This window comes from Pantoea sp. VS1 (genome assembly GCF_002207995.1).
GTDB lineage: Bacteria > Pseudomonadota > Gammaproteobacteria > Enterobacterales > Enterobacteriaceae > Pantoea > Pantoea dispersa.
The window spans coordinates 571,493-590,462 of record NZ_NHZE01000013.1; the positions used below are offsets into that span (position 1 = coordinate 571,493).

General features: G+C 58.2%; 19 protein-coding genes. 17 read left to right on the plus strand and 2 right to left on the minus strand.

Features of this window, described 5'->3' with window-relative positions; translation table 11 throughout:
• Window positions 1–121 precede the first annotated feature (121 nt).
• A complete protein-coding gene (gene rne / locus CBW22_RS08810; protein ID WP_088516467.1) occupies window positions 122–3,400 on the minus strand; it encodes a ribonuclease E in 3,279 nt (1,092 codons plus the stop codon).
• A 573-nt stretch (window positions 3,401–3,973) separates the two neighbouring features.
• Here rne and rluC point away from each other — a divergent pair.
• Complete coding sequence (gene rluC, locus CBW22_RS08815) at window positions 3,974–4,933, plus strand: 23S rRNA pseudouridine(955/2504/2580) synthase RluC (RefSeq protein ID WP_021506411.1); 960 nt, start codon at window positions 3,974–3,976, stop codon at window positions 4,931–4,933.
• Window positions 4,934–4,943: 10 nt separating this feature from the next.
• On the opposite strand, the gene CBW22_RS08820 is transcribed toward rluC, so the two are convergent.
• Window positions 4,944–5,525, minus strand: a complete 582-nt coding sequence (locus tag CBW22_RS08820; protein ID WP_176428098.1) for a Maf family protein — start codon at window positions 5,523–5,525, stop codon at window positions 4,944–4,946.
• A 143-nt stretch (window positions 5,526–5,668) separates the two neighbouring features.
• Between CBW22_RS08820 and yceD the strand changes: the two genes are divergently transcribed.
• The 16 genes from yceD to CBW22_RS08900 all read left to right on the plus strand — a co-directional run bounded on the left by yceD (window position 5,669) and on the right by CBW22_RS08900 (window position 18,969).
• A complete protein-coding gene (yceD, locus tag CBW22_RS08825; RefSeq protein WP_058759469.1) occupies window positions 5,669–6,190 on the plus strand; it encodes a 23S rRNA accumulation protein YceD in 522 nt (173 codons plus the stop codon).
• A 14-nt stretch (window positions 6,191–6,204) separates the two neighbouring features.
• Complete coding sequence (gene rpmF / locus CBW22_RS08830; protein ID WP_016192161.1) at window positions 6,205–6,375, plus strand: 50S ribosomal protein L32; 171 nt, start codon at window positions 6,205–6,207, stop codon at window positions 6,373–6,375.
• Window positions 6,376–6,402: 27 nt separating this feature from the next.
• Entirely contained in the window at window positions 6,403–7,443 is a 1,041-nt protein-coding gene (plsX, locus tag CBW22_RS08835) for a phosphate acyltransferase PlsX (RefSeq protein WP_058759470.1), read from the plus strand.
• On the plus strand, window positions 7,444–8,397 hold the full coding sequence (locus CBW22_RS08840) for a beta-ketoacyl-ACP synthase III (RefSeq protein WP_021506407.1): 954 nt from the start codon (window positions 7,444–7,446) through the stop codon (window positions 8,395–8,397).
• 16 nt (window positions 8,398–8,413) lie between these two features.
• On the plus strand, window positions 8,414–9,346 hold the full coding sequence (fabD, locus tag CBW22_RS08845; protein ID WP_058759472.1) for an ACP S-malonyltransferase: 933 nt from the start codon (window positions 8,414–8,416) through the stop codon (window positions 9,344–9,346).
• Window positions 9,347–9,356: 10 nt separating this feature from the next.
• On the plus strand, window positions 9,357–10,091 hold the full coding sequence (fabG, locus tag CBW22_RS08850) for a 3-oxoacyl-ACP reductase FabG (RefSeq protein ID WP_021506405.1): 735 nt from the start codon (window positions 9,357–9,359) through the stop codon (window positions 10,089–10,091).
• A gap of 153 nt (window positions 10,092–10,244) precedes the next feature.
• Complete coding sequence (gene acpP / locus CBW22_RS08855; RefSeq protein ID WP_010617251.1) at window positions 10,245–10,481, plus strand: acyl carrier protein; 237 nt, start codon at window positions 10,245–10,247, stop codon at window positions 10,479–10,481.
• A gap of 85 nt (window positions 10,482–10,566) precedes the next feature.
• Complete coding sequence (fabF, locus tag CBW22_RS08860) at window positions 10,567–11,808, plus strand: beta-ketoacyl-ACP synthase II (protein WP_058759473.1); 1,242 nt, start codon at window positions 10,567–10,569, stop codon at window positions 11,806–11,808.
• Window positions 11,809–11,931: 123 nt separating this feature from the next.
• The gene (pabC, locus tag CBW22_RS08865; protein ID WP_088516469.1) at window positions 11,932–12,744 is read left to right on the plus strand and encodes an aminodeoxychorismate lyase; all 813 of its coding nucleotides are present in this window, start codon (window positions 11,932–11,934) and stop codon (window positions 12,742–12,744) included.
• Window positions 12,741–13,760, plus strand: a complete 1,020-nt coding sequence (gene mltG / locus CBW22_RS08870; RefSeq protein WP_088516470.1) for an endolytic transglycosylase MltG — start codon at window positions 12,741–12,743, stop codon at window positions 13,758–13,760. The genes pabC and mltG overlap by 4 nt, the downstream gene beginning before the upstream one ends.
• Complete coding sequence (gene tmk / locus CBW22_RS08875) at window positions 13,750–14,385, plus strand: dTMP kinase (protein WP_088516471.1); 636 nt, start codon at window positions 13,750–13,752, stop codon at window positions 14,383–14,385. Before mltG ends, tmk begins: the two co-directional genes overlap by 11 nt.
• On the plus strand, window positions 14,382–15,371 hold the full coding sequence (gene holB, locus CBW22_RS08880) for a DNA polymerase III subunit delta' (protein WP_021506400.1): 990 nt from the start codon (window positions 14,382–14,384) through the stop codon (window positions 15,369–15,371). Before tmk ends, holB begins: the two co-directional genes overlap by 4 nt.
• A gap of 17 nt (window positions 15,372–15,388) precedes the next feature.
• The gene (locus tag CBW22_RS08885; protein ID WP_088516472.1) at window positions 15,389–16,180 is read left to right on the plus strand and encodes a metal-dependent hydrolase; all 792 of its coding nucleotides are present in this window, start codon (window positions 15,389–15,391) and stop codon (window positions 16,178–16,180) included.
• Between the two features lie 286 nt (window positions 16,181–16,466).
• The gene (gene ptsG, locus CBW22_RS08890) at window positions 16,467–17,900 is read left to right on the plus strand and encodes a PTS glucose transporter subunit IIBC (protein ID WP_021506398.1); all 1,434 of its coding nucleotides are present in this window, start codon (window positions 16,467–16,469) and stop codon (window positions 17,898–17,900) included.
• Between the two features lie 334 nt (window positions 17,901–18,234).
• A complete protein-coding gene (gene hinT, locus CBW22_RS08895) occupies window positions 18,235–18,585 on the plus strand; it encodes a purine nucleoside phosphoramidase (protein WP_058759480.1) in 351 nt (116 codons plus the stop codon).
• A gap of 18 nt (window positions 18,586–18,603) precedes the next feature.
• Window positions 18,604–18,969 (plus strand): YcfL family protein, encoded by a 366-nt coding sequence (locus CBW22_RS08900; RefSeq protein ID WP_021506396.1) that lies wholly within the window; start codon window positions 18,604–18,606, stop codon window positions 18,967–18,969.
• Window position 18,970: the final 1 nt, after the last annotated feature.

Consider the following 18,970-nt stretch of genomic DNA (forward strand, 5'->3'; position numbering starts at 1 on the left):
CGTGGGATTTTTTTTTTGCGTTTAATCAGGGTGTTCAGTCAGGTGAGGAGGGGAGAATGCGGGCAATAAAAAACCCCGGACCAGCCGGGGTTTGGAGACGGTAGTGCTCTACAGCAGAGACTTACGCGCTTTCCGGACGGGTAGCCGGTGCGGTAGCCTGATGCGTGGCGCTGTGACCACCGGCTGAACCGCGTCCTTCGAAGTTGAAGGCCGGACGGACCCAGTCACTGTGGCGCACGGGCTCAGGTTCCCATGCCGGTGCCGGTGCTTTGGTCATCGGCGCCGTAGCGTGATGCTTGAAGCGGGTCTCATCATGGCTGACCCCGGTATCGCGGGCGGCAACCGGTGCGTGCGGTTCGGTGACCGGCGCGACAGGTGCTTCGGCCGCTACCGGCGCGGACAGCACTTCTTCTACCTGCGCTTCAACCGCGGGTGACACCTCGATCGGAGCCTGTTCCGCTGCGCTAACCGCTTCGGTAACCACTGGCGGCGTCTCTTCGGCAGGCGTAACAGCCGGTTGCGCTTCTGCTGCGGTTTCCTGTGCAACCGCTTCATCGGCTGCGGAAATCACTGCTGGCTGGTGATCAACCGGTGCCGCCACTGGCGTCAGGTCATCAGTATTCACCACCGGCACCTCAGTATGCGCCTGCGGCTCAGCCTGATGCACCACTTCTGGCGCTGACGTTTCTGGCTGTGCCACAGCTGCGGCTTCGACAGCCACAGGCAGTTCTTCCGCCGGGGCGGCATCCTGATAGCCATAGTCTGGCATTTCGTTCAGCGCCTGGTTAGAGGTGAAGTGCTCGTGAGTCTGCGCAACCGGATAAGTGATCCACACTTTGCCTGACGCCATCTCTGGTGAGGCAGCTGCTGTTTCCAGCGGCATCGCAGACTGCGTAGGGTAGCGCTCGTCACGATAGCGACGACGACGCTGACCGCTGACGCGCAGATGACGCGGTGAGCGACGTGAACGGCGCGGCATGTTGGCCCCGTCACGGTTCTCGCTGTCATCCTGCTCATCCTGAGCGATTTCAACTTGCTCTTTCAGCTGGGCGCGCTGGCTGTTTTCCTGCACCGCTTCAGTAACGGCAGCGGCAGGCAGCTCAGCAGGCATCGCGTCAGCGTTGTCACCTACGCGCACGCGCTGACTGAGCTGGCGCTGTTTGCGACGCGGCATAACCTGAACGCGTTCGTCTTCCTGCGCAACGCTGTCATCAACGCTATCAACAACAGGCACCTGCTCAGCAACCTGCGGTTCCTGCTGCGCACGCTTCTCTTCCTGACGACGACGCTGGCGCTCAGCACGCTGTTCGCGACGCTGTTGCTGCTGCTCATCACGCTGCTGCAGTTGCTCTTCAGTCAGCGCCGGACGCTCGCCGCGCGCGTCATTCTGACGCTTGTTACGGCGGTTATCCTGATCGCGTGGCTCGCGGGCTTCACGAGGCTCACGGGGTTCACGCGGCTCGCGCGCTTCACGTGGCTCACGGCCTTCACGGCTCTGCGCATGCTCACCGTTGCGCGGTGTGCGCTCGCGGCGATTGTTGTTGTTGCGACGATTGTTACGACGCTCACCACGCTGCTGCGTATTCTCACCGTCAGCCGTTTTCGCTTCGGTCTTCTCTTCAGCAGGGGCCGCGGCGGGTGCATCACCAGCAAACAGTTTTTTCAGGCCACCCAGCAGGCGCGCAACAAAACCGGTGCTGACGGTCGCGGGTGCTGCGACCGCCGGTTTGGCTTTGACGTCAACCGCTGCCGGCTGGCTCTCTTCACTCACTTCAACCGGAGCCGGTGGTGCATCCGGCATCACGAAGGCGGCCAGTGCTGGCTGCTCCGGACGACGACGCTCAGCGTGCTCTTCTTCCGAAGGCAGCGCCATCTCAGCTTCATGCAGTTTCGGCAGGTGATAGGAGAGGGTCTGCGTCTCTTCACCTTTGCGCACGCGCAGCACCGAGTAGTGCGGCGTTTCCATCTGATCGTTTGGCACGATGATGGCACGCACGCCGCCCTGACGTTTCTCAATCGCACTGACCGCTTCACGTTTTTCGTTCAGCAGGTAAGAGGCCACCTGAACCGGCACAATGGCGTGCACTTCTTTGGTGTTGTCTTTCAGCGCTTCTTCTTCAATCAGACGCAGGATCGACAGCGACAGCGATTCGTTATCACGAATGGTGCCGGTACCGCTACAGCGCGGGCAGACGTGATGGCTGGACTCACCCAGTGACGGGCTGAGGCGCTGACGCGACATCTCCAGCAGACCAAAGCGTGAAATGTGGCTGATCTGGATACGCGCCCGATCCTGACGTACCGCTTCACGCAGACGGTTTTCCACGGCGCGCTGATGGCGCACAGGCGTCATATCGATGAAGTCGATAACAATCAGACCACCGAGGTCACGCAGTCGCAGCTGACGGGCAATCTCGTCGGCGGCTTCCAGGTTAGTGTTGAAGGCGGTCTCTTCGATATCACCACCGCGTGTCGCGCGGGCGGAGTTGATATCGATGGCGGTCAGCGCTTCGGTGCTGTCGATAACGATAGAACCGCCGGACGGCAGACGCACTTCGCGCTGGAACGCCGATTCAATCTGCGATTCGATCTGGTAATGGCTGAACAGCGGAATTTCACCGGTGTACAGTTTGATTTTGCTGCTGAAGTCCGGACGACCGAGCGCGGCGATGTGCTGACGCGCCAGCTCCAGCACTTTCGGGTTATCGATAAGGATTTCACCGATATCCTGACGCAGGTAGTCGCGGAAGGCGCGCACAATCACGTTACTTTCCTGATGAATCAGGAACGGTGCCGGGCGGCTGTCTGCGGCTTTTTTGATGGCTTCCCAGTGCTTCAGACGGAAGCTGAGGTCCCACTGCAGCGATTCGGCAGATTTGCCGACGCCAGCGGTACGCACGATCAGGCCCATGCCGTCCGGCAGCTCCAGCGCTGACAGCGCCTCTTTCAGCTCGGTACGGTCGTCACCTTCGATACGGCGGGAAATGCCGCCGGCGCGCGGGTTGTTGGGCATCAGCACCAGATAGCTACCGGCCAGCGAAATAAAGGTGGTCAGTGCTGCCCCTTTATTACCGCGCTCCTCTTTATCGATTTGTACGATCACTTCCTGGCCTTCACGCAGCACATCTTTGATGTTCGGACGGCCATGCGCGTTGTAATTAGCAGGGAAGTATTCGCGGGAAATTTCTTTCAGAGGGAGGAAACCGTGACGCTCGGCACCGTAATCAACAAACGCAGCTTCGAGGCTGGGTTCAATACGGGTGATTTTACCTTTGTAGATGTTGGCTTTTTTCTGCTCGTGTCCGGGGCTTTCGATATCCAGATCGTACAGACGTTGTCCGTCAACAAGGGCAACGCGCAACTCCTCCTGCTGAGTTGCGTTGATTAACATTCTTTTCATCGTGACTTACTCGTTATTCTCACATGAGTGATAAAGCTGCGGGCATCGTTACCCTGGACGAGAATCAACCGATGGCCCCGTGTCTGCATGCACTGACGTCAACCTCACGGTTGTCGGCGGCTAAAGGGGCGCAAATCTTGTCGGTGGCCTGTTTTTCATAAGGAAAACCAGCGCCTGAAGGTGGAAGTGCTACAGAGTATTCAAAAATCCACACATCCCAGTCTGTCGTCCAGGCCGCAACCCGCAGCCCGCTAAGTGCCTGATTAAACATCACGTCTTACGCCATTGCTGCGTGTCCGTTTCATCCGGCAAAATACCTTAATTTCGCTCTTTTTCCTGCCTGACTCTTTCCAGGACAGAAACCTCTGCATTATTCCATTGCTTAGCAACTTATAGCAAGGCGACTTTTACCGAGCTGTGAAGTTTGTTCATCCTTAACCTGTTCATTTGCAGGGGTAATCATCGCATCGTTGAAAAAGCCAGCATTCTGGCCGCGTAACGCGGCGATAAAGTCAGAGTTAAGCACAGAAAAAGGGGTGGCGCTATCCGGGGACACTATTTAGAATCGCCGCCATGAAAACAGAGAATCCCGGCGTACAGTTTGTCGCCATCACGGCTGAAAATGCCGGTCAACGCATTGATAACTTTTTGCGCACCCAGCTGAAAGGGGTGCCGAAAAGCATGATTTACCGCATTCTGCGTAAAGGCGAGGTGCGGGTGAATAAGAAGCGCGTAAAACCTGAATATAAGCTGGAAGACGGCGACGAAGTGCGCGTGCCGCCGGTGCGCGTGGCCGAGCGTGAAGAGCAGGCAGTGTCGCCCAAACTGGATAAAGTGGCGGCGCTGGAGTCGTGCATTCTGTATGAAGACGATTATCTGCTGGTGCTGAACAAACCGTCCGGCACCGCGGTGCACGGCGGCAGCGGGCTGAGCTTCGGCGTGATTGAAGGGCTGCGCGCGCTGCGCCCGGAGGCGCGTTTCCTGGAACTGGTGCACCGTCTCGATCGTGACACGTCCGGCATTTTGCTGGTGGCGAAGAAGCGCTCGGCGCTGCGTTCGCTGCACGAGCAGCTGCGTGAGAAGGGCATGCAGAAGGATTATCTGGCGCTGGTGCGCGGCGACTGGCCATCGCACCTGAAAGTGGTGCAGGCACCGCTGCTGAAAAACATTCTGCAAAGCGGCGAGCGCGTGGTGCGGGTCAGCGCCGAGGGTAAGCCGTCAGAAACGCGCTTTAAAGTTGAAGAACGTTTTGGCCTGGCGACATTAGTTAAAGCCAGTCCGGTGACCGGACGTACGCATCAGATTCGCGTACATACCCTGCATGGCGGGCACCCGATTGCTTTTGACGATCGCTATGGCGATCGCGAATTCGATCGCCAGCTGGCACCAACCGGTCTGGCACGGCTGTTCCTGCATGCTGCCGCACTGACGTTTACCCATCCCAACACCGGCGAAAGCCTGCGTATGGAAGCGCCGCTGGATAAGGCACTGAAGCACTGCCTGTCCCAGCTGCGCCAGCAGAAAAAAGCCTGACAGCGTGGCATCAGCCCAGCGGATTGATGCCCGCCTGCCTTAACAGGCCATTCAGCGCGATCAGCGGTAAGCCAATCAGGCTATTGGGATCGCGCCCCTCCAGCCGTTCGAACAGACAAATCCCCAGTCCCTCACTTTTGAAACTGCCGGCGCACTGCAGCGGCTGCTCCAGCTCGACGTAGCGCGCGATCTCAGCCGCGCTCAGTTGCCGAAAATGCACGGTAAAGGGTTCACACAGCACATGCTGCTGCGCGCTGGCGGGGTGAATCAGCGCCAGGCCGGTATAAAAGGTAATGGCTTTGCCGCTCGCCAGCGCCAGCTGCTGGCAGGCGCTGTCTGCAGTGTGCGGCTTGCCGGCGATGCGGCCGTCCAGTACACAGACCTGATCGGACCCAATTATCCAGTGCGCAGGATAGCGCGCGGCCAGCGCCTGCGCTTTGGCAATGGCCAGACGCTGCACCAGCTGCGGCGCGGCTTCTCCCGGCAGCGGCGTTTCATCGCTTTCAGGGGCGGCAGTGATAAACGGCAGGCCGAGCTTGCGCAGCAGCGCCTGACGGAACGGAGAGGTTGAGGCTAAAACCAGCGGTGTCATCATTTTTTTGCAGAAGTGATAGCGTAAAGATGACAGGCATTTTAAACTATGCGCCGCACTGGATGCGACTAACGGGTGAAAGATGCTGTAAACCGGCCTTTTTCTTTGACTCTATGACGTTACAAAGTTAATATGCGCGCCCTATGCAAAAGGTAAAATTACCCCTGACGCTCGATCCGGTCCGCGCCGCGCAAAAACGCCTGGATTATCACGGTGTTTACGCACCTGAATTGGTGGCGCGCCTGGCCGAAACGGTCGTGAGTGTGGACAGTGATGTGGAATGTGCCATGTCGTTTGCGGTTGACAACCAGCGCCTCGCGGTTCTGCAAGGAACAGCCGATGTGCAGGTAACGTTGTTATGTCAACGCTGCAACCAACCGTTCCCGCATGCTGTGCACGTAAGCTATTGCTTCAGTCCTGTCTCTTCTGATGAGCAGGCCGAGGCACTGCCGGAAGCCTACGAGCCGGTCGATGTCAACGATTTCGGTGAAATCGACCTGCTGGCGGTGATCGAAGATGAACTCATCCTCGCGCTGCCGGTCGTTCCGGTGCATGATTCTGAACACTGTGAAGTGTCCGACGCGGACATGGTCTTTGGCCAGCTGCCTGAAGAGGCAGAAAAACCAAACCCATTTGCCGTATTAGCCAGTTTAAAGCGTAAGTAATAGGAGTAAGGTCCATGGCCGTACAACAGAATAAACCAACCCGTTCTAAGCGTGGTATGCGTCGTTCGCACGATGCGCTGACCACTACCACTCTGTCAGTAGATAAAGTTTCTGGTGAAACTCATCTGCGTCACCATATCACTGCGGATGGTTACTACCGCGGTCGCAAGGTTATCACCAAGTAATTCTTTGCGGTTACGCAAGGCGATACCTTGACACGTTTGACCCTGGCAGTTGATGCCATGGGCGGGGACTTCGGTCCCTGCGTGACAGTGCCTGCAGCCTTGCAGGCACTGGCCTCTCATTCGCAGCTGGTTCTTCTTCTGGTCGGCGATCCCGACATCATCTCGTCATTTCTTGCCAAAGCGGATTCCTCGTTACTGGGGCGTGTGCAGGTAATCCCTGCCGAATCGGTTATTGCAAGTGATGCCAAACCCTCGCAGGCGATTCGTAACAGCCGCGGCAGCTCCATGCGCGTGGCGTTAGAGCTGGTGAAAGAGGGGAAAGCGCAGGCGTGCGTCAGTGCCGGCAATACCGGTGCGCTGATGGGCCTGGCAAAATTATTATTGAAGCCGCTGGATGGCATTGAGCGTCCGGCGTTGATGACCGTGCTGCCGCATCAGCAGCACGGCAAGACGGTGGTGCTGGATCTGGGCGCTAACGTCGATTCCGACAGTGAAATGCTGGTGCAGTTTGCAGTGATGGGTGCGGTGATGGCGGAAGAAGTGCTGGAAATCAGCCAGCCGCGCGTCGCGCTGCTCAACATCGGTCAGGAAGAGACGAAGGGGCTGGAGACGATCCGCGCCGCATCGGCGGTGCTGCGGGCCTCGCCGCAGATCAACTATATTGGTTACCTTGAGGGGAACGATCTCCTCACCGGCAAAACGGATGTGCTGGTCTGTGATGGCTTCGTGGGTAATGTCACGTTGAAGACCATGGAAGGCGTGGTAAGAATGTTTCTTTCTCTGCTCAAATCGTCAGGTGAAGGAAAAAAACGGGCCTGGTGGCTGAAATGGCTGGGACGCTGGATCCAAAAGCGTCTGGCTAAACGTTTCGGTCATCTCAACCCCGACCAGTACAATGGCGCTTGTCTGTTAGGATTGCGCGGGACAGTGATCAAGAGCCACGGCGCGGCGAATCAACGCGCGTTTGCCGTGGCGATAGAACAGGCAGAGCAGGCGGTGCGCAAGCAAGTTCCCGAGAGAATTGCCGCGCGCCTTGACGCTGTATTAGCCAGGAGTGACAAAGCGTAGATGTTTACCAAAATTATCGGTACGGGCAGCTATTTGCCTGAGCAGGTTCGCAGCAACGCGGACCTGGAAAAAATGGTGGAGACTTCGGACGAGTGGATTGTCACCCGGACCGGTATTCGTGAACGTCGCATTGCGGCACCGGATGAAACGGTAGCCAGCATGGGCTTCACCGCTGCCCAGCGTGCGCTGGAGATGGCGGGCGTGGCAGCCAGCGACGTTGGCCTGATCATCGTGGCAACTACTTCTTCCAGCCACGCCTTCCCGAGCTCAGCGTGCATGATTCAGCAGATGCTGGAAATCAACGACTGCGCCGCCTTCGATCTCGCAGCCGCCTGTGCCGGTTTTACCTATGCACTGAGCGTGGCCGATCAATACATCAAAAACGGTGCGGTGAAGCACGCGCTGGTGATTGGCGCGGATGTGCTGGCTCGCACCCTCGATCCTGACGATCGCGGCACCATCATCCTGTTTGGTGATGGCGCGGGTGCCGTGGTGCTCGGCGCAAGCGAAGAAGCGGGCATCCTCTCCACGCATCTGCATGCCGATGGCCGCTACGGTAAGCTGCTGACGCTGCCGTACCAGGATCGCGCGCATCAGGATGAGCCGGCTTACCTCACCATGGCTGGCAACGAAGTATTTAAAGTTGCGGTCACTGAGCTGGCGCATATCGTCGATGAAACGCTGCAGGCGAATAATCTTGATCGTGAACAGCTTGACTGGCTGGTGCCGCATCAGGCCAACCTGCGCATCATCAGCGCCACCGCCAAAAAGCTCGGCATGGGCATGGATAAAGTGGTGGTGACGCTGGATCGACACGGCAACACCTCGGCAGCGTCGGTGCCAAGCGCGCTGGACGAAGCGGTACGTGATGGCCGCATCAAGCCCGGACACCTGATTTTGCTCGAGGCCTTTGGTGGCGGTTTCACCTGGGGCTCGGCGCTGGTTCGCTTTTGATTGACAGGAACGCAAGATGACGCAAATTGCTTTTGTTTTCCCGGGACAGGGATCGCAGACCGTCGGCATGCTGGCCGATCTGGCAGCGGAAAATCCACAGGTTGAAGCCACTTTCCGTGAAGCTTCTGACGCGCTGGGTTACGACTTATGGCAGCTGGTCCAGCAGGGCCCGGCTGAAGAGCTGAACAAAACCTGGCAGACCCAGCCGGCGCTGCTGGCAGCCTCGGTCGCGATTTATCGCGTCTGGCAGAGCAAAAATGGCGCGCAGCCCGCGCTGATGGCCGGACACAGCCTCGGTGAATACTCTGCGCTGGTGTGTGCGGGCGTGCTGAATTTTGCTGACGCCATCAAGCTGGTTGAACTGCGCGGCAAACTGATGCAGGAAGCGGTGCCGGAAGGCACGGGCGCCATGCAGGCGATTATCGGTCTCGACGACGCGGCAATTCGCAAAGCCTGTGAAGAGAGCGCGCAGGGCCAGGTGGTTTCGCCGGTCAACTTCAACTCGCCGGGTCAGGTGGTTATCGCCGGCAATAAAGAAGCGGTTGAACGTGCTGGTGCCGCCTGTAAAGCGGCCGGCGCCAAGCGCGCGCTGCCGCTGCCGGTCAGCGTGCCGTCACACTGCGCGCTGATGAAACCTGCGGCGGATAAGCTGGCGGTGGCGCTGGAAAGCGTGACCTTCAATGCGCCGTCGGTACCGGTGGTCAATAACGTTGACGTCAAGTGCGAAAGCGACGCCGCGGCGATTCGCAGCGCGCTGGTGCGTCAGCTGTACAGCCCGGTGCGCTGGACTGAGGCGGTTGAGTTTATTGCTGCGCAGGGCGTGACTGAACTGCTGGAAATCGGTCCGGGTAAAGTGCTGACCGGCCTGACCAAACGAATTGTGGACAGCCTGACGGCTGCAGCGGTGAACGATCCGTCGTCACTGGCTGCGGCGCTTGGCCAGGAATAAGAGGAAAATCATGAGCTTTGAAGGTAAAGTAGCGCTGGTGACCGGCGCCAGCCGCGGTATCGGACGTGCTATCGCGGAAACGCTGGCGGCACGCGGTGCAAAAGTGGTGGGTACTGCCACCAGCGAAAGCGGCGCGGAAGCCATCAGTGCTTACCTCGGCGACAAGGGCAAAGGTCTGCTGCTGAACGTGACCGATGCGGCCTCTATTGAGAGCGTGCTCGAGAAAGTTCGCGCCGAATTTGGCGAAGTTGACATTTTGGTCAATAATGCAGGCATTACGCGTGACAATCTGCTGATGCGCATGAAAGACGATGAGTGGGCGGATATCCTTGATACCAACCTGACATCGGTGTTCCGCCTGTCGAAGGCGGTCATGCGTGCCATGATGAAAAAGCGCGTGGGCCGTATCATTACCATCGGTTCGGTAGTTGGAACCATGGGTAACGCGGGTCAGGCAAACTATGCGGCAGCAAAAGCAGGTTTGATTGGCTTTAGCAAATCACTGGCGCGAGAAGTTGCGTCACGTGGCATTACCGTAAACGTCGTGGCTCCGGGCTTTATTGAGACGGACATGACGCGTGCACTGAACGAAGATCAGCGCTCGGGCATTCTGGCAGAAGTGCCGGCAGGTCGTTTAGGCGACCCGCAGGAGATTGCCAATGCTGTTGCATTCTTAGCCTCTGACGAAGCCGCCTACATCACGGGTGAGACGCTGCACGTCAATGGCGGCATGTACATGGTCTGATAATCACGAAATCATTTGCATTATCTGCGGTAAACACCGCAGAATAACGCAAAATCGTGGTTCGACCAGCCGGGATTTTGTTGCATCTTTTTCAACATTTTATACACTACGAAAACCATCGCGAAAGCGAGTTTTGATAGGAAATTAAATAGTATGAGCGATATCGAACAACGCGTTAAGAAAATCGTAGCTGAGCAGCTGGGCGTTAAAGAAGACGAAGTGGTTAACGGCGCTTCTTTCGTTGAAGACCTGGGTGCAGATTCTCTTGACACCGTTGAGCTGGTAATGGCTCTGGAAGAAGAGTTTGATACTGAAATTCCAGACGAAGAAGCTGAGAAAATCACTACCGTTCAGGCAGCGATCGACTATATCAATAACCATAAAGGTTAATGAATATCTTCAGGCGGTCATTCGACCGCCTGAGTTTTATGTTTGCCCCACATAGCGTCATTATTTCCCTCCCTGGAGGACGAACGTGTCTAAGCGTCGTGTAGTTGTGACCGGTCTTGGCATGTTGTCTCCTGTCGGCAATACCGTAGAGTCTACCTGGCGTGCTCTCCTTGCCGGTCAGAGCGGCATTAACCTGATCGACCATTTTGATACCAGTGCCTACGCAACGCGTTTTGCGGGTCTGGTCAAAGATTTTAATTGCGATGAATACATCTCGCGCAAAGATCAACGCAAGATGGATGATTTCATCCAGTACGGCGTTGTGGCCGGTATTCAGGCTATGGCGGACTCCGGTCTGGTCGTAACTGATGAGAATGCCGGACGTATCGGTGCGGCTATCGGTTCCGGCATCGGCGGTCTGGGTTTGATCGAAGATAACCATACCTCGCTGGTCAATGGCGGTCCGCGCAAAATCAGTCCATTCTTCGTGCCTTCAACCATCGTTAACATGGTCGCTGGCCACCTGACCATCATGTACGGCCTGAAAGGTCCGAGCATCTCGATTGCGACCGCCTGTACTTCCGGCGTGCACAATATTGGTCATGCGGCGCGCATCATCGCGTATAACGACGCGGATGTGATGCTGGCCGGCGGTGCTGAGAAAGCCAGTACGCCACTGGGCGTAGGCGGTTTCGGCGCGGCGCGTGCGCTCTCTACCCGTAACGATAATCCGCAGGCGGCGAGCCGTCCGTGGGATAAAGATCGTGACGGTTTCGTGCTGGGCGACGGTGCCGGTATCGTGGTGCTGGAAGAGTACGAACACGCGAAAAAACGCGGTGCGAAGATTTATGCGGAAATCGTTGGTTTCGGCATGAGCAGCGACGCTTACCACATGACATCACCACCGGAAGACGGTTCAGGTGCAGCCGCAGCGATGGTCAACGCGCTGCGTGACGCGCAGCTGGATCCGGCGCAGATTGGCTATGTTAACGCGCACGGCACCTCAACGCCGGCCGGTGACAAAGCAGAAGCGCAGGCGGTGAAGTCGGTGTTTGGTGCGTCAGCGCACAGCGTGATGGTCAGCTCGACCAAGTCGATGACCGGTCACCTGCTGGGTGCGGCGGGCGCGGTAGAGGCGATTTATTCGATTCTGGCGCTGCGCGACCAGGCGGTTCCGCCCACCATCAACCTCGACAATCCTGACGAAGGTTGCGATCTGGACTTTGTGCCGCACACGGCGCGCCAGGTCAGCGGACTGGAGTACACGCTGTGTAACTCCTTTGGATTCGGCGGCACCAACGGCTCGCTGATCTTCCGCAAGGTATAAGCGCTATCCAGCCGAACAGAGGCCCGCAATGCGGGCCTTTTTTATATTTTGTCACGCAGTGGCGTGGAATGTTACGCGCCACAGTGCTATTCAACGCTGACGCCAGCGGCAGAGGAGAAGCGCATGTGGATTAACGGAGTGGCACAGGACACCCTTTCTGCCCGCGACCGCGCGGTGCAGTTTGGTGACGGCTGTTTCACCACGGCGGCAGTCAGAGAGGGCCGAATCCAGCTGCTGGAGGCGCATCTGCAGCGTCTGCAGGACGGCTGCCAGCGTTTGCTGATGGCCGCGCCGGATCGCGCCTTACTGGCGGAGGAGATGCGCCGCGCGGCGGCGGGCCAGCGCGAAGCAGTGCTCAAAGTGATCCTGACGCCCGGCGCGGGCGGACGCGGCTACAGTCGCGCCGGCTGCACGCAACCCACGCGTATCATCGCGCTCGCACCCTGGCCACAGCACTACGCCACGCTGCAGCAGCAGGGCGCGCGGCTGGTGACCAGCCCGGTGCGGCTGGCGCAGAACCCGCTGCTGGCCGGCATCAAACATCTCAACCGGCTGGAGCAGGTGCTGATTCGCCAGCAGCTGGACGCGTGCGACGCTGACGAAGCGCTGGTGCTTGACACCGCCGGGACGGTAGTGGAATGCTGTGCGGCCAATTTATTCTGGCGCAGCGGTAAGACCATTTTCACGCCGCGCCTCGCGCAGGCCGGCGTTGATGGCATCATGCGTCGTTATCTGCTGGCGCAGCTGGCCCAGGCCGGTCACGACTGCCAGCAGGTGGAGGCCAGCCGAACGGCGGTGTTAAGCGCCGATGAAGTGGTAATCTGTAACGCGCTGATGCCAGTATTACCCGTGCGGCAAATTGACGATGTCACCTTTTCCGCACGCACGCTGTACCAGCAACTGCTCGCCAGTTGCCAGACGATGGAAGCATCATGACCCGAATGAAAAAAATAGTTGCCGGCACCGTAGTCATCGCTGGCCTGGCTGCCGCATTGAGCTACTGGCAGATTGAACGCTTTGCCGCGACGCCATTAACCATTCACCAGGAAACCCTGTATACCCTGCCGGCCGGCAGCGGTCGCGTGGTGCTGGAAGCGCAGCTGGAGAGCCAGCACATCATTCCGCAAAGCATCTGGTTTGGCCCGTTGCTGAAGCTGGAGCCCGATCTGGCTAACTTCAAAGCCGGGACGTATCGCCTTGAGACCGGCATGACGGTGCGCCAGCTACTGCAACTGCTGGCCAGCGGCAAAGAGGCGCAATTTCCGCTGCGCTTTGTCGAGGGTTCCCGGCTGAAAGAGTGGCTGGCTGAGCTGCGTAAAGCGCCATACCTTAAACACACGCTGCCGGATGATGAATTTGCCAGCGTTGCGGCCGCGCTTAAGCTTGATGTCAGCCAGCTGGAAGGCGGTTTCTATCCGGATACCTATCTATATACTGCCAACACCAGCGATGTGGCACTGCTGGAGCGGGCGCACGCGCGCATGAACAAGCTGGTGGATGAGATCTGGCAGGGGCGGATGGCCAGTCTGCCGTATAAAACGCCACAGCAGATGGTCACCATGGCGTCGATTATCGAAAAAGAGACCGGCGTCAGCGAAGAGCGCGCGCGCGTTGCCTCGGTATTCATCAATCGCCTGCGCACCGGTATGAAACTGCAGACCGATCCCACGGTGATCTACGGAATGGGCGACAGCTATACCGGTACGCTGACGCGCAAGGATCTTGAGACCCCGACCGCGTACAATACCTATACCATCAGCGGCCTGCCGCCGGGACCGATTGCCATGCCGGGGCGCGCCTCGCTGGAAGCGGCGGCCCATCCGGAGAAGACCAATTACCTCTATTTCGTCGCGGATGGCAAAGGCGGTCACACCTTTACCACCAATCTGGCCAGTCATAATAAAGCCGTGCAGGTTTACCGGCTGGCGATGAAGGAAAAAAATGAAAAGTAAGTTTATCGTCATCGAAGGGCTGGAAGGCGCGGGCAAAACCACCGCGCGTGAGGCGGTGGTTGCGGTCCTGCATGAGCAGGGCATTGAAGACGTGGTCTTTACCCGTGAGCCGGGCGGCACGCCTTTGGCCGAACAGTTGCGCGTGCTGGTGAAGCAGGGCATTGATGGCGAACAGGTGAGTGATAAAGCCGAGCTGCTGATGCTGTATGCGGCGCGGGTGCAGCTGGTAGAAAACGTCATCAAACCGGCGCTGGCACGCGGTGCCTGGGTGGTGGGCGATCGTCACGATCTTTCGTCACAGGCGTATCAGGGCGGTGGTCGCGGGCTCGACGCCCAGCTGATGACCACGCTGCGCGATGCGGTGCTGGGCGATTTTCGTCCCGACCTGACGCTCTATCTGGACGTCACGCCGGAGATTGGCCTGCAGCGTGCCCGGGCGCGCGGCGAACTGGATCGTATTGAGCAGGAGTCGCTGAACTTTTTTACCCGCACGCGCGAACGCTACCAGGCGCTGGCCGCTGCCGATCCAACCATCAAAAGCATCGATGCGACACAGCCGATTGAAGATGTGACAGTGTCACTTAAAACCGTGCTGCGTCAGTGGCTGGCAGGTCACGCGGCATGAACTGGTATCCGTGGCTGAACCAGCCGTACCGACAGATCATTGCCCGCCATCAGAGTGGACAGGCACATCACGCGCTGCTGATTCAGGCCATCGACGGCATGGGCGACGATGCGCTGGTGTGGGGCGTCAGCCGCTGGCTGATGTGTCAGCAGCCGCAGGGACTGAAAAGCTGCGGCCAGTGTCACGGCTGCCAGCTGATGCAGGCGCACACCCATCCGGACTGGTATCGGCTGGAAGCGGAAAAGGGAAAAGCCTCGCTCGGCATTGATGCGGTTCGCGACGTCAGTGAGAAGCTGTACCATTTTGCCCAGCAGGGTGGCGCGAAAATTGTCTGGCTGCCGGATGCGACGCAACTGACCGAAGCCGCCGCCAACGCGCTACTGAAAACGCTGGAAGAGCCGCCCGCCAACTGCTGGTTTTTCCTCAGCGTGCGCGAGCCGTCGCGACTGCTGGCCACGCTGCGCAGCCGCTGTATGACATGGCATCTTTCGCCGCCGGAAGAGACGCACAGCCTGCAATGGCTGCAGAAACAGCAGCCGCAGCCGGAAGCGATATTGCGCGCGGCGCTGCGTCTGAGCAACGGTGCACCGGCTGCGGCGCTGGCCTTGTTACAGCCAGACCGCTGGCAGGCACGGCAAACGCTGTGCGACAGCCTGAACAGCGCACTGAGCGGCGATATTCTGCAGCTGTTGCCGGCGCTCAACAGCGACGATGTGGCGGTTCGCCTCGGCTGGCTGCTTTCGCTGCTGGTGGATGCGATGAAGGTGCAGCAGGGCGCCAGCAACTGGCTGAGTAATGGCGATCGCCCGGACGTGGTGACGCAGCTGGCGCAGCAGTTCAGCAGCAGCGCGCTGAATGCCAGCGTGCAGCAGTGGCTGCAGTGTCGCGAGCAGCTGCTGCACGTGGCGGCGCTTAATCGTGAACTGATTCTGACCGACTGTCTGCTTGCCTGGGGACGTTTGCTGTCTCCCGCGACGGTCGGCTAAGGGTAAAAGAGAAATCTATGTTTATTGTTGATTCGCACTGCCATCTTGATGGCCTTGATTATGAAACCCAGCACCGCGATCTGGATGACGTGATTGCCAAAGCGGCGGCGCGGGATGTGAAATTCATGCTGGCGATTGCCACCACGCTGCCGGATTACTACAAAATCAAACAGCTGGTCGGCGATCGTGACAACATCGCGCTGGCCTGCGGCGTGCATCCGCTCAATCAGGAAACGCCGTATGACGTGGAAGAGTTTCGCCGTCTGGCGGCGGAAGAGCAGGTGATTGCGCTGGGTGAAACCGGGCTGGATTATTTTTACCAGCAGGAGACCAAAGCGCAGCAGCAGGCCTCGTTCCGTGAGCACATCCGCACCGGCATTGCGCTGGACAAGCCGATTATTGTGCACACCCGCGATGCGCGCGAGGACACGCTGGCCATTCTGCGTGAAGAGCAGGTAGAGCGGTGCGGCGGCGTGCTGCACTGTTTCACCGAAGACAAAGAGACGGCGGCGCAGCTGCTGGATCTCGGGTTCTACATCTCCTTCTCCGGCATTGTGACCTTCCGCAACGCTGAACAGATCCGCGAAGCAGCGCGCTATGTACCGCTGGATCGCATTCTGGTTGAAACCGATTCACCCTATCTGGCGCCGGTACCGCATCGCGGCAAAGAAAACCAGCCTGCTTTCACCCGCGACGTGGCTGAGTATATGGCCGTGGTGAAGGGCGTCGATCTTGCGACCCTGGCGGCCGCCACCACGGAAAACTTCTCCCGCCTGTTTAAGGTGCCGATGAGCCGACTCGGCGGCTAACGCGCTTTATTTCAAACTCTGTAATTAATCTGAAATCACTCATCTGCGCTGCATGTTTTGCGGCGCAGGCAGTGATTTATTGCTGTTTATAGCAGCAAGTCAGTAAGAAATGACTGAAATTTCAGCGCTGTGTTTGGTGAAACGTGATAGCCGTCAAAGTAACGTATCGTCATTTATTTTACCCTTCGTAATAAATCAAAAGACGCTCAGCGTCACCCCGGCTAAGGATCCTCCCCCTTTGCCATGCGCACTGCGCTAAAAAATGCACTCATACTCAGGAGCTTCTATGTTCAAGAACGCATTTGCGAACCTGCAAAAGGTAGGTAAATCGCTGATGTTGCCGGTATCGGTTCTGCCGATTGCCGGTATTTTGTTAGGTGTTGGTTCTGCTAACTTCAGCTGGCTGCCGGAAGTGGTTTCCCACGTGATGGCCGAAGCGGGTGGTTCGGTGTTTGCTAACATGCCGCTGATCTTTGCGATCGGTGTGGCACTGGGCTTTACCAATAACGATGGCGTGTCGGCGCTGGCCGCCGTGGTCGCCTACGGCATTATGGTGAAAACCCTGGCTGTGGTCGCGCCGCTGGTGCTGCATCTGCCGGCGGCCGAGATCGAAGCCAAACACCTCGCCGATACCGGGGTGCTGGGCGGCATTATTGCCGGTTCGATTGCGGCCTACATGTTCAACCGTTTCTACCGCATCAAGCTGCCGGAATACCTCGGCTTCTTCGCCGGTAAGCGCTTTGTGCCAATCATTTCCGGTCTGACCGCGATTTTCACCGGTGTGGTGCTGTCCTTCATCTGGCCACCTATTGGTACCGCGATTCAGGACTTCTCCCAGTGGGCGGCCTATCAGAACCCGGTGGTGGCGTTCGGTATTTACGGTGTGGTTGAGCGTGCGCTGGTGCCGTTTGGTCTGCATCACATCTGGAACGTTCCTTTCCAGATGCAGATTGGTGAATTCACCAACGCGGCTGGTCAGGTCTTCCACGGTGACATTCCGCGCTACATGGCGGGTGACCCGACTGCCGGTAAACTGTCTGGCGGCTTCCTGTTCAAGATGTACGGTCTGCCGGCTGCGGCTATCGCCATCTGGCATTCTGCTAAACCTGAAAACCGCGCCAAAGTGGGCGGTATCATGATCTCCGCTGCGCTGACCTCGTTCCTGACCGGTATCACCGAGCCGATCGAGTTCTCGTTCATGTTCGTGGCACCGATCCTGTACGTGATCCACGCCATCCTGGCGGGCCTGGCGTTCCCAATCTGTATTCTGCTGGGCATGCGTGATGGCACCAGCTTCTCACACGGTCTGATCGACTTCATAGTGCTGAGCGGCAACAGCAGCAAAATCTGGCTGTTCCCGATTGTCGGTATCATCTACGGTCTGGTGTACTACACCGTGTTCCGCGTGCTGATCGCAAAACTGAATCTGAAAACCCCGGGTCGTGAAGATACGGCGATGGAGCAGAGCAGCGCGACCGGCAGTGAAATGGCGGGCAAGCTGGTCACGGCGTTCGGTGGCAAAGAGAACATCACTAACCTTGATGCCTGTATTACCCGTCTGCGCGTCAGCGTGGCGGACGTAGCGAAGGTGGATCAGGCTGAACTGAAAAACCTCGGCGCGCGTGGTGTTGTGGTGGCGGGTTCTGGTGTGCAGGCGATTTTCGGCACCAAGTCCGATAACCTGAAAACCGAGATGGATGATTATATCCGCAGTATGTAATCAGGCTGCTATCGTGCACGAAGCGCGCACGATGGTGACAAGCAGTAAGAGGCGGCAGAGGAGTAAAGTGTCCCGCGACAGGGATGTCGCGGGCCAAGCCCCAGGGATGGTTTATGGCGTCTTTACGATCTGACGCCTCTTACTGCGCAAGCACAGCCCCTCATCCGAGGGGTTTTTTATTTTAGTGCTGCCAGACACCATCCGCCGTGACGCGCCAGCGTGAAAAAGTGCTGCAAAGGCAGCCATTTAATGAAGAAAAGTGGTCCTGAGGTTGAAAGAAACGGAATTCCTCACGCATACTGCCTGACTGAACTCAGGCTTAAGGAACTGCACCATGGCTGAAGAAACCATTTTCAGTAAAATCATTCGTCGCGAAATTCCCGCCGACGTGGTTTATCAGGACGAACTGGTCACCGCCTTCCGCGATATCGCGCCCAAAGCGCCTACCCACATACTGATTGTCCCCAATGTACTGATTCCGACCGCCAACGATGTACAGGCGGCGCATGAGCAGGCGCTGGGCCGCATGGTCACCGCCGCAGCGAAAATTGCCCGTGATGAAGGCATCGCCGGGGATGGCTATCGCCTGATCATCAACTGCAACCGTCACGGTGGGCAGGAGGTTTACCACATTCATATGCACCTGGTCGGCGGACAGCCGCTGGGCCCGATGCTGGCCATCTAACCTCAGGCGGACCTTCTGATGCGTCAATGGCTGAGCGGCTTGCTGTTGCTGACCCTGGTGGGCTGCAGCAGCGATAAGCCGATGATCAACACCTCCCAGTCGCTGGTGATGGAGTCTGCCGTACTGTCGGCGGGCATCATCACCGATGAGCCTGCGCTGACCAGCCGTGACGGCCAGCAGCGCGCCGCCAGCGTGCTGCAAAATCTGCGTGAAACGCCGGTCACCGTGCACTATCGTTTCTATTGGTACGATGACAAAGGGCTGGAGATTGAGCCGCAGGAACCGGCGCAGACTCAAACCGTACCGGCGCACGGCAGCGTAGAAGTGGCCTCGCAAATGGGTAACCCGACCGCCAGCAAGGTGCGTCTCTATCTTTATCTTTGAG